Origin of the sequence: Roseateles sp. (assembly GCF_046300915.1) — a bacterium.
In the GTDB taxonomy this organism is placed as follows: Bacteria; Pseudomonadota; Gammaproteobacteria; order Burkholderiales; family Burkholderiaceae_C; genus Kinneretia.
The window spans coordinates 1-10,595 of record NZ_JBKCLH010000105.1 but is presented as its reverse complement, the minus strand read 5'-3'; the positions used below and the strand labels follow the sequence as shown (position 1 = coordinate 10,595).

Here is a 10,595-nt window from a genome sequence, read left to right as displayed (position 1 = left end):
GGCCTTCGAACAAGAATTTGTGCAGTTCACTCATGGTTTGGCTTGGGAATTCTGGGGGTAGTCGCTGCTGATGTTCTGGAGGCCGCTGGCGTAGCGCTGGCCGTTGGCGATGTAGTGACGGGCGCTGGCGCGCAGACCTTCAAGCTGGGCCGACGTCAGCTCGCGAACCACCTTGGCCGGGCTGCCGACGATCAGGCTGCCGTCTGGAAACTCCTTGCCCTCGGTGACCAAGGCACCGGCACCGACGATGCTGTTGCGGCCGATGCGGGCACCGTTGAGCACCACAGCGCCGATGCCGATCAGTGAGTTTTCGCCTACCGTGCAACCATGCAACATCACCTGGTGGCCCACCGTGACTCCCGCCTCCAAGCGCAGCGGGAAGCCATGGTCGGCGTGCAGCACGGAGCCGTCCTGGATATTGCAGCCCGGGCCGATGTGCAGATGTTCGCTGTCACCGCGCAGCACGGCGTTGAACCAGATGCTGACGTCTTCGTCGAGATGCACCCGGCCGATGACCTGGGCACTGTCGGCCACCCAGGCGCTGGCGGCGACTTCGGGCCGGTATTCGTCCAACTGGAAAATCGCCATCTCGCACTCCCGGACGGCCCCCGGCCGCAGCAAAACCAGACATTTTAAGCGGCCAAGCACGGCGGGCCACCCGCCCAGGGCTTTAACCGCGGGGCCGGGGATAATTTGCCCATGATGCCTCCGGACTGCCGCGCCCGTGCCCTGCACACCCTTTGCCTGAACTCGCCTGCCGACAAGGCCGCCGCCGCGCAGGCGCTTTGCGTCGACGCTCAGAACGGCCTGGCCCTGGACCCCGATGCGCAGCTGCAGCGTCCGGAGGGCGTGCCCGGCCGACCCGAGCGGCCACGTTTGCTGTCGGCCCTTCAAGTCCCCAATCGCTCGCCCTTCACACTGGAGGGCCGGGCAGCGCTGATCCACGCCATCGCCCATATCGAGTTCAACGCCATCAATCTGGCCCTGGACGCGGTCTGGCGTTTTGCCGAGATGCCGCCCGAGTTCTACCTGGACTGGCTGCGTGTGGCCGCCGAGGAAGCCCTGCACTTCAGCCTGCTGCACGAGCATCTGCAGGGCCTGGGCAAGCGCTATGGCGACTTCGACGCCCATGACGGTCTGTGGGCCATGGCCGAGCGCACCGCGGGCGATGTGCTGGCCCGCATGGCCCTGGTCCCGCGCACCCTGGAGGCGCGCGGACTGGACGCCACCCCGCCCCTGCAAGCCAAGCTGGCCAAGGCCGGCGACACGCGGGCGGTGGAGATCCTGGACATCATCCTGCGCGACGAGGTGGGTCATGTGGAGATCGGCAACCGCTGGTACCGGCATCTGTGCCGCGAGCGTGACCTGGACCCCATCGCGCTCTACCCCGAGCTGGTACGCCAGTACGAGGCGCCGCGCCTGCGTCCGCCCTTCAATCTGCAGGCGCGCAGTGCCGCCGGCTTCAGCCCCGAGGAGCTGGCCTATCTGAGCAGCGGGCTCTGAGGCCCCACACAGAGCGCGGCCCGGGGGCCGCGGGACCGCCCCCTTTAGAATCGCGGGCTTCGCCTCTTTGCCAGGGTCTGCCGTCGTGTCCCGCATCCAAGCCAATCTGCTGCTCGTCGTCATCGCCCTGATCTGGGGCTCGGCCTTTGTGGCCCAGAGCCATGGCATGGCCGATATCGGCCCCATGGCCTTTACCGGTGTGCGCTTCCTGATCGGCGCCCTGGTCGTCGCCCCCCTGATGTGGCGCGAGTGGCAGGGCCTGCAGCGCCAGCAGCGCGGCCTGGTACGCGGCGACGCGCTCAAGATTGCCGGCCTGGGCTGCCTCTTGCTGATGGGCGCGGCCATGCAGCAGATCGGCATCGTCTCCACCACGGTCACCAATGCCGGCTTCCTGACCGCGCTCTACGTGCCCCTGGTCCCGGTGCTGGGCTGGCTGCTGCTGCGCCATCTGCCGCACTGGTCGGTCTGGCCGGGCGCCCTGGCCTGCCTGGTGGGCGCCTTCCTGCTCTCGGGCGCGCATGAACTCAAGATCGGCCTGGGTGACGCCTGGGTCATCGCCTCCGCCCTGCCCTGGGCCCTGCATGTGCTGCTGGTGGGCCGCGTGGCCGACCGCATGAACGCCCCCTTCCTGGTGGCGGGCGGACAGTTCCTGGTCTGCGGCGTGCTGGCCCTGGCCTATGCCCTGGTGGCCGAGCCCATCAGCTGGCAGGCCCTGGAAGCGGCCGCCCTGCCCAGTGCCTAAGCCGGCGTGCTCTCGGTGGGCGTGGCCTTCACGGCCCAGGTGGTGGCCCAGCGTTATGCCCACGCGGCCGACGCCGCCATCATCCTGTCCTCCGAAACCCTGTTCGCCGCTCTCTTCGGCTATCTGCTGATGGGCGACCGCCTCGGCCCCACGGGCCTGGCCGGCTGCGCCCTGATCCTCAGCAGCATGCTGGTGGTGCAGCTGCTGCCCATGCTGCGCAGCGCCCCGGCGGCGGCACGGGCACAGACCTAGTAATTACCCTGATTTTTGTCATAGGGTTTTCACGGAGCCCTGCCACACTCCTTCCTGTGTCGTCAGCAAGGCGGCACCTCAGGCCCCCGGGCCTGCGACAGCCCCCAAGCCCAAAGGAAGGAAATATCCGTGAGCAGCATCCCCCCCTTCATCGCCACCTCGCGCAACTACCTGCTGGCCGGCGAGCCCCGCCTGAGCCAGCCGGCCGTCTCGCTGGAGAGCTGGGGCCACGCCGGTCTGCTCACCGCCTTCTGCGCCCTGCTGGCCCTCTCGGGTCTGTTCGGCGGCGCCTGAGCCCGACCGGGGCCCGGCTCCAAGCCTGAGCCTCAGAGCTCGAAGCCCGTGGTCTTCTTGACGGTGCGCAGCACCAGCATGGAGTTGGCCCGGGCCACGCCCGGCAGGTGCATCAGCACCTCGCCATGCACCCGCTCCAGATCTTCGGCATCGCGGTAGGCAAAGCGCACCAGATAGTCGTTGCTGCCGGCCACGAAGAAGCAGTCCAGGATCTCCGGCACATCGCGCACCGCCTGTTCGAAGGCGGCCAGCACCTGGGGCGTGGTGCGCTCCAGATTGATGATGGTGAAGCTGGTGCCCGGCCGGCCCACGGCCTTGGGGTTCACCAGGGCCACATAGCGGTCGATCACGCCCGCCTCCTCCAGCTGCTTGACCCGGCGCAGACAGGCCGAGGGGCTCAGGTGCACCCGCTGCGCCAGCTCCACATTGGACAGGCGCCCATCGCGCTGCAGCTCGTTCAGGATGCCGCGGTCAATCGCATCCAGTTGCACTTCAGACCCCATCGTTCGAATTTCCTGCGGTTTGGTCGCCAGACTATCGCATGAATGTGCAAAACCGCGGGTTAACGCGGTGCGTGCTTGCAAGCACATTGCGCCCGGCCTTGCCTAGACTCGGACCCAGCAACGATGGAGCCGCACATGAGCCTGGACGCCACACAACTCGACGCCTACTGGATGCCCTTCACGGCCAACCGCCAGTTCAAGAAGGCCCCGCGCCTGCTGACCCGGGCGGACGGCATGTTCTTCACCGACGACAAGGGCCGCCAGGTGCTGGACGGCATTGCCGGCCTCTGGTGCGTGAACGCCGGCCACAACCGCCCGCGCATCGTGCAAGCCATCCAGAACCAGGCGGCGGAGCTGGACTTCGCCCCGCCCTTCCAGATGGCCCACCCCAAGGCCTTCGAGCTGGCGGAGCGTCTGGCGGCCATCATGCCCAAAGGCCTGAGCAAGGTCTTCTACACCAACTCGGGCTCCGAGTCGGTGGACACCGCGCTCAAGATGGCCATCGCCTACCACCGCGTGCGCGGCGAGGGCGCCCGCACCCGCCTGATCGGCCGCGAGCGCGGCTACCACGGCGTGAACTTCGGCGGCATCTCCGTGGGCGGCATGGTGGCCAACCGCAAGATGTTCGGCACCATGCTGGGCGGCGTGGACCATATCCGCCACACGCATGATCCGGCCCGCAATGCCTTCTCGGTCGGCCAGCCCGCGCATGGCGCCGAGTTCGCCGACGATCTGGAGCGCCTGGTCGCCCTGCATGACGCCTCCACGATTGCCGCCGTGATCGTGGAGCCCGTGGCCGGCTCCACCGGCGTGCTGATCCCGCCCCAGGGCTATCTGCAGCGCCTGCGCGAAATCTGCGACAAGCACGGCATCCTGCTGATCTTCGACGAGGTCATCACCGGCTTCGGCCGCACCGGCAATCCCTTTGCGGCCCAGACCTTTGGCGTCACGCCCGATCTGATGACCGTGGCCAAGGGCCTGACGAATGGCTGCGTGCCCATGGGCGCCGTCTTCGCCTCGGACAAGATCCACGACGCCTTCATGAACGGCCCCGAGCACCTGATCGAGTTCTTCCACGGCTACACCTACTCCGCCCACCCCCTGGCCTGCGCCGCCGCCCTGGGCACCCTGGACACCTATGCCGAGGAAGGCCTGCTCACCCGTGCGGCCAAGATGCAGGGCTACTTTGCCGAGTGCCTGCACGCGATGAAGGGCGAGCCCAACGTCATCGATGTGCGCAATATCGGCCTGGTGGGTGGCATCGAGCTCAGCCCCCTGCCCGGCGAGCCCGCCAAGCGCGCCTTCAATGTCTTCCTCGACTGCTGGGAGAAGGGTCTGCTGATCCGCACCACGGGCGACACCATCGCGCTGTCGCCGCCGCTGATCATCGAGCGCAGCCATATCGACCAGATCTTCGACACCCTGCGCGGCGCGCTGCGGCGCGCGGCCTGAGGCGGGCGGGCAGGCCGGGGCCTGTCGATCAAGCCGGCTTGAAGCCCGATACAGCAGCCGCGACCAGCGGATTCGCCGGCCCCTGCCCCTGCTCCTGCGCGCATGCCCATGCTGGCCTGGCCCTGAATCGGGCCCGGGCTATCATGGCGCGCAACCAGGTCCGGCTGCGCAAGCTGGAAGGAGACTGTATGTGGCGACAAGGTCTCGCGGCCTCTTTGATGATGCTCGGTCTCTTGGCCCAGCAGGCGTTTGCAACACAGCAGGTCGTGATCGAGGCCGAGGACGACTATCCGCCCTACTCCTTTTCGGACAAGGGGCGACCGGCGGGCATCTATGTGGATCTGGTGCTCCAAGCGGCCAAACGGCTGGCCCCGGACTATGAGGTCAGCATCCAGTTCGTCCCCTGGAAGCGAGGGCTGAGCCGCCTGGAGACTGGAGAGTCCCTGGCCTTGATCCCGCCCTACAGGAACGCCGAACGGCCCTTCGTGTTTCCGTACTCCGTGCCCTTGCTGACCGAGCGCGTCGTGCTGTTTTGTACCCCCGAGGTCATGCGGCAAAGGCGTGCCGACTTTCCCCGGGACTTCATCGGACTGCGCATCGGCATCAATGCCGGCTACACCCAGAGCGAAAAGCTCAAGGCGGCGGTCAGTGCCGGGCAGGTGGTGCTGGAGGAGGCCGCGCGCAACATCAACAACATCAGGAAGCTGAGCTCCAGCCGCATTGACTGCATGGCCAGTGATCGCATCTCGGCCGCCCACACCGTCAACCGGCTGGTGCGCCAGGGCGATCTGCCCGCCTTCAAACTGCTGGAAGCCGCCGAACTTTCCACGCAAGAGGCCTTCATCGGCTACAGCCGCAGCTTCCCCGCCCCCTTCAAGAACGACTTCGTGCAGAAGATGGATGCGGCCTTGCTGGAACTGCAAAGAACAGGTGTGCTGGACCAACTGGTGGCCCGGTATACCCAGTGAGGCCGCGGCACGCCAGCGACCTCCCTATGCACATTCTCTACTGCGCTCAGTGCACCCAGCCTCACCGCGCCGCCGCGCCCGGCGGAAACGGGCCAAAGAAGCGCGGCGGCTGCGGCACGAAACCACCCGGGCTGTAAGCCAGATAGGTCTGCCCCAGCGGGCAATTCGCAAGGGGCGATGCGGCAGCAGCAGCATCCGCATGGTTCGGCGCCTCGTCCGGCAGTTGCACCAGGGCATAGCTCGGCGGCGGCGAGATCAGCGAATCCGTCGCCAGCCAAGCACGATGCACGCCACGTGCGGCCAGCAGCGCAGCGACCGGCTCGGCCACGGCGGGCAAGTTCTCCGGCGCTCCGAAATTGCCCACCAGTGCCTTGGCCTGTCTCAGCCAGTCTTGAGCCTGCTTGAGGCAGTCCGGGGCGAACACCGGGAGTTGCTCGGACGGTGTGGCCCGAGCCGGGACTGGCAGCAAGCTGGTGGAAAGTAGGAGCAGCAGCGAGGCGTAAACAAGGGGTGCAAGCACTCGCGATGCGGGGTGCCGATTCATGAGACGTGGGCCGTATTGGCTTTGTTGAGCGCCAGCTTCAAATACTCGGCCACATGCTTCACGGCAATGTCCGAGGTGCAGCTCATCTTGATATGCCGGCGCAGCTTGCCTGCGCCCTCCAGCACCCCGTACTCGTCAGGCAAGGCCGCGCCCGCACCAAACTCCAGCGACACATGCTTGGCGTAGGAAAACACGCCGCAGAAGGGCTGGCCGGCGGAAAACAAGATGCCGCCGTACTTGATCTCCTCAGACACGGCGGGCGACAGCCCCAGAACCATGGCGCGCAGGGTGTGCACCAGCTCATGGCGATCGGGGTCGACAAGGCGAAGGTCTTCGAGGAATTGGGAGACGCGGTCGGTAGGCATCATGTTGGTCACTCGTCTGGGCAGGGCTGAAAGCTGGGACTGCTGTTCAACAGCGTGGTGGGGTGGGGCATCAACATCGGCGTGGTGCGGCAGCCCGCCGCCACCGCACCCTCACCCCACGCTTACCCCACCCTCACCCCCTCCGCTCCACCAACTCTCTCACCGCCTCCGGCAGCCATCCCCGCAGTCGCGCGCTGATGCGCGCCTCGTGGCGTTGCCAGACGATGCCCAGGCCCACCAGGCCCAGGCCGATGAGGGTGAGCACCAAGGGGAACAGCAGGCTGTCGCGGAACACCTCGTGGGCCAGATGGCCCAGGTAGAAGGCCGTGCCCAGACCGCCGAACACGGCGAACACGCGGCGCGAGAGCATGGCGCCCACGGCGATCAGGGCCAAGTTGATGCACAGGTAGAAGAACTTGCTCAGCTCGCTGTCGGACTGCTGCAGCGACAGGCCGCACCAGAAGGCCATGACGCCAAACAGATAGAGCCAGAAGGCGTAGTCGCGCTGCTCGTCGCGCCTGCTGCTGCGCACATCCACCCAGAAGGCCAGCAAGACGATCAGCAGGCCGAACCAGAGCGAGACCAGCTTGCGCAGCGCCCAGCTCTGGTCCTGGTCCTGGAACACAAAGGGCGTGAGGTCCATGCTCATGTACCAGAGCGTCACCGCCACCGGCATCACCAGAAAGGGCAGGCGGTAGCGCCAGAGCAGCACCGCGCCGCTGGCCAGGGTGGCCAGCTCCATGAGCAGCCAGCGCCAGTCCACCCGGGTGTGATAGTCGCGATAGCTCAGGTGCCCCTTGTCGGCCCACCAGCCCAGGCCCAGCTGCAGGCCGTAGACCAGCAGGGGCGTGAGCACCACCACCAGGCAGGCGGTGATGCCGGCCGGAATCCGCAGCTGGCGACGGCTGAGCAAATACTCGGTGAGCGCCAGCCCCAGCACCCCGTAGGCCAGGGCGATGGCAAACAGGCCCCAGCCGCCAAAGCGCTCCCAGCCCAGGTTCATGAACAGGCTCATCGCGCCAATCGCGATCATGCCGCCCAGGTAGTAGAGGATGTGCGTGGCACGAAAGCCGGGCCGCTCGTGCGCCTGCTCGCGCTCGCACTCGCGCAGAAAGTCCCACAGCGGCTGCACCTGCTGCGCGCTGATCAGGCCCTTGTCGCTCGCCTGCTGCAGCAGGCCGCGGTGAATTTGCATGGTGGGTGAGGCTCTTTGGCCTGGAGCTGCTGTTGTGGTGGAAAAGGCTGCCGGGCTGGCAGCCTGCCGCGACGATTGGAGGGCAGCGCAGCCGCGGCCGTCAATCCTCCCTGCGGTGGAATGGTGCGAACGGTAGCCTCCTCACGCCAATGCGGCATGATGCGCCTGCCACCTTCAGGCCCGACCATCACTCCCGGCTCTGCGCCGCGCATCGCCATGACAAGACCTGCCCCCGCCCCCATCGACTGGCACGCCCGTGCCGCCGCCCTCAAGCCCGACGGCCGGGCCTTCATTGCCGGCGAGCGGCGCGAGGCCGCGGACGGCCAGGGCTTTGACAAGCATTCCCCCATCGACGGGCGCTGGCTGGCCCGGGTGGCCCGCGGGCAGGCGGCGGATATCGATGCGGCCGTGGCCAGCGCGCGCCAGGCCTTCGAGCAGGGGCGCTGGGCGGCCAAGCCACCGGCCGTGCGCAAGAAGATCCTCTTGCGCTTTGCCGAGCTGATGCTGGCGGCCAAGGAGGAGCTGGCCCTGCTGGAAACCCTGGACATGGGCAAGCCCATCCAGTACGCCCTGGGGGTGGACGTGCCCGCGGCGGCGCGCTGCATCGCCTGGTATGCCGAGGCCATCGACAAGGTCTATGACGAGATCGCGCCCACCGCGGCCAATGCCCTGGCCCTGATCCAGCGCGAGCCCATGGGTGTGGTGGGCGTGATCGTGCCCTGGAACTACCCCATGATCATGGCCGCCTGGAAGCTGGGCCCGGCCCTGGCCTGCGGCAACTCGGTGGTGCTCAAGCCCAGCGAGAAGTCGCCGCTCACGGCCCTGCGCCTGGCCGAGCTGGCCCTGCAGGCCGGCCTGCCCGAGGGCGTGTTCAATGTGGTGCCGGGCTATGGCTTTGAAGCCGGCGAGGCCCTGGCCCTGCATATGGAGGTGGACGCCATCGGCTTCACCGGCTCCACCCGCACCGGGCGGCGCATGCTGGAGTACGCGGGCCGCTCCAACCTCAAGCGGGTCTACAACGAGCTGGGCGGCAAGTCGGCCTTTGTGGTGTTTGACGATGTGGACGATCTGGAGCGCGCCGCCCGCGCCGCGGCGGGCAGCATGTTCTTCAACGCCGGCCAGAGCTGCAATGCGCCCTCGCGGGTGCTGGTGCACGCAAGCCAGGTCGAGCGCTTTGTGGAGCTGGTGGCGGCCCAGGCCGCGCGCCACCAGCCGGGCGACCCGCTGGACGCGCAGACCAGCCAGGGCGCCATCGTGGACCGCCAGCAGCTGGACACGGTGCTGGGCTATATCGAGGCGGGCCGTGCCGAGGGCGCCCGGGCCCGCGTGGGTGGCCGCCAGGTGCGGCAGGACAGCGGGGGGTTCTATGTGGAGCCCACGGTGTTTGTGGACGCGCGGCCGGAGATGAAGATCGTGCGCGATGAAATCTTCGGCCCGGTGATGAGCGTGCTGAGCTTCAAGACCGAGGCCGAGGCCCTGGCCCTGGCCAATGCCAGCCCCTATGGTCTGGCCGCCAGCGTCTGGAGCCGGCATATCGACCGCGCCCACCGCGTGGCCCGCGCCCTGCGCGCCGGCACCGTGCATGTGAACCAGTACGACGAGGACGATCTCACCGTGCCCTTCGGCGGCTACAAGCAAAGCGGCAACGGGCGCGACAAGTCCCTGCACGCGCTGGAGAAGTACACCGAGCTCAAGACCACCTGGATCCGCATCAATCCGGCGGCGGCCTGATCGATGGAGGCGCCCGCGTCTACGCCTTCCTCGGCCAACGCCGGCCACGCCGCCAGCCACGCCGCCGTGCCCTGGCTGGCCTATGGCAGCCTGGCCCTGAGCACCAGCCTGGTGGGCAGCTATGTGGGCCTGTCCAAGCTGCTGCTGGCGGTGTTTCCGGTGTTTTTGCTGGCCTGGCTGCGCTTCGGCATGGCGGCTGTGCTGATGCTGCCCTGGCTGCGTCGCGCGCCGGACGAGCCGCCGCTGGACGGGCGCACGCGCCGGCTGCTGTTTCTGGAATCCTTCATCGGCAATTTCCTCTTCTCCATCTGCCTGCTCTTCGGCCTGCAGCGCAGCTCGGCCCTGGTGGCCGGGGTCATCATGGCCGGCATCCCGGCCGCGGTGGCGGCCCTGAGCTGGCTGGTGCTGGGCGAGCGCATCGCACGGCGCGTGCTGCTGGGCATTGCCTGCTCGGTGCTGGGCATTGCCTTGGTGGCCGTGGCGCGCGAGCCGGCGGGCGCAGCAAGCGCAGGCGGTGGCGCCTCCCTGCTGGGTGTGGCCCTGCTGCTGGCGGCCGTGCTCTGCGAGGCTTGCTATGTGGTGATCGGCAAGCAGCTCACTGCCCAGGTCTCGGCCAAGCGCATCAGCAGCCTGATCAATCTCTGGGGCCTGACCCTGGTCACGCCCCTGGGCCTGTGGCAGGCCCTGAGCTATGACTTCAGCCGCCCGGCAGCGGGCGACTGGGGCCTGCTGCTCTTCTACGCCGCGGCGGCCAGCATGATCACGGTCTGGCTCTGGATGAGCGGCCTGGCCCGCGTGCCGGCCGCCCAGGCCGGGGTCTTCATGGTCTTCCTGCCGGTGGCCACCGGCCTGGTGGGCCTGGTCTTTCTGGGCGAGCGCCTGAGCCTGGTGCAGGCCCTGGCCTAGGGCCTGGCCCTGCTGGGTGTGCTGCTGGCCACGCTGCCCACCCGTCATCGACAAGCCGCTCGGGCATGAAGCCTTGAGATGAGACCCCGCTCAAAAGCTATGGCCTGCCGCACGGGCCGCCCCAGGGCCATGACCTACCA

13 protein-coding genes are annotated in these 10,595 nt (G+C 67.9%); 8 read left to right on the top strand and 5 right to left on the bottom strand.

Translation table 11 applies throughout. The annotated features are described in order from the left end of the window. Positions 1-30 precede the first annotated feature (30 nt). Positions 31-588, bottom strand: coding sequence for a gamma carbonic anhydrase family protein (locus tag ACK5F2_RS07920; RefSeq protein WP_409863949.1), 558 nt, complete (start codon positions 586-588; stop codon positions 31-33). Between the two features lie 114 nt (positions 589-702). Between ACK5F2_RS07920 and ACK5F2_RS07915 the strand changes: the two genes are divergently transcribed. The 4 genes from ACK5F2_RS07915 (at position 703) to ACK5F2_RS07900 (ending at position 2,791) form a co-directional block, all read left to right on the top strand. Then, positions 703-1,503, top strand: a complete 801-nt coding sequence (locus ACK5F2_RS07915; RefSeq protein ID WP_409863950.1) for a ferritin-like domain-containing protein — start codon at positions 703-705, stop codon at positions 1,501-1,503. Positions 1,504-1,588: 85 nt separating this feature from the next. Continuing rightward, the gene (locus tag ACK5F2_RS07910) at positions 1,589-2,245 is read left to right on the top strand and encodes a DMT family transporter (protein ID WP_409863948.1); all 657 of its coding nucleotides are present in this window, start codon (positions 1,589-1,591) and stop codon (positions 2,243-2,245) included. Positions 2,246-2,251: 6 nt separating this feature from the next. Further along, complete coding sequence (locus tag ACK5F2_RS07905) at positions 2,252-2,497, top strand: EamA family transporter (protein WP_409863947.1); 246 nt, start codon at positions 2,252-2,254, stop codon at positions 2,495-2,497. 129 nt (positions 2,498-2,626) lie between these two features. Beyond that, a complete protein-coding gene (locus ACK5F2_RS07900; RefSeq protein WP_409863946.1) occupies positions 2,627-2,791 on the top strand; it encodes a hypothetical protein in 165 nt (54 codons plus the stop codon). A 32-nt stretch (positions 2,792-2,823) separates the two neighbouring features. Here ACK5F2_RS07900 and ACK5F2_RS07895 read toward each other — a convergent pair whose 3' ends face one another. Continuing rightward, positions 2,824-3,294, bottom strand: a complete 471-nt coding sequence (locus ACK5F2_RS07895; RefSeq protein ID WP_348705021.1) for an Lrp/AsnC family transcriptional regulator — start codon at positions 3,292-3,294, stop codon at positions 2,824-2,826. 135 nt (positions 3,295-3,429) lie between these two features. Here ACK5F2_RS07895 and ACK5F2_RS07890 point away from each other — a divergent pair, with 135 nt between their 5' ends. Then, complete coding sequence (locus ACK5F2_RS07890; RefSeq protein ID WP_409863945.1) at positions 3,430-4,746, top strand: aspartate aminotransferase family protein; 1,317 nt, start codon at positions 3,430-3,432, stop codon at positions 4,744-4,746. 218 nt (positions 4,747-4,964) lie between these two features. Continuing rightward, positions 4,965-5,714, top strand: coding sequence for a substrate-binding periplasmic protein (locus ACK5F2_RS07885; RefSeq protein ID WP_409863944.1), 750 nt, complete (start codon positions 4,965-4,967; stop codon positions 5,712-5,714). Between the two features lie 61 nt (positions 5,715-5,775). Here the strand turns inward: ACK5F2_RS07885 and ACK5F2_RS07880 are convergent, their stop codons facing one another. The 3 genes from ACK5F2_RS07880 to ACK5F2_RS07870 form a co-directional block, all read right to left on the bottom strand. Further along, on the bottom strand, positions 5,776-6,138 hold the full coding sequence (locus tag ACK5F2_RS07880; RefSeq protein ID WP_409863942.1) for a hypothetical protein: 363 nt from the start codon (positions 6,136-6,138) through the stop codon (positions 5,776-5,778). 116 nt (positions 6,139-6,254) lie between these two features. Further along, positions 6,255-6,626, bottom strand: a complete 372-nt coding sequence (locus ACK5F2_RS07875; RefSeq protein ID WP_409863941.1) for a DUF1801 domain-containing protein — start codon at positions 6,624-6,626, stop codon at positions 6,255-6,257. Between the two features lie 130 nt (positions 6,627-6,756). Next, on the bottom strand, positions 6,757-7,818 hold the full coding sequence (locus tag ACK5F2_RS07870; RefSeq protein WP_409863939.1) for a DUF2157 domain-containing protein: 1,062 nt from the start codon (positions 7,816-7,818) through the stop codon (positions 6,757-6,759). Positions 7,819-8,034: 216 nt separating this feature from the next. Between ACK5F2_RS07870 and ACK5F2_RS07865 the strand changes: the two genes are divergently transcribed. Together ACK5F2_RS07865 and ACK5F2_RS07860 are read left to right on the top strand one after the other, a co-directional pair. Beyond that, the gene (locus tag ACK5F2_RS07865; RefSeq protein ID WP_409863938.1) at positions 8,035-9,549 is read left to right on the top strand and encodes an aldehyde dehydrogenase; all 1,515 of its coding nucleotides are present in this window, start codon (positions 8,035-8,037) and stop codon (positions 9,547-9,549) included. Positions 9,550-9,552: 3 nt separating this feature from the next. Continuing rightward, a complete protein-coding gene (locus ACK5F2_RS07860; protein ID WP_409863937.1) occupies positions 9,553-10,455 on the top strand; it encodes a DMT family transporter in 903 nt (300 codons plus the stop codon). Positions 10,456-10,595: the final 140 nt, after the last annotated feature.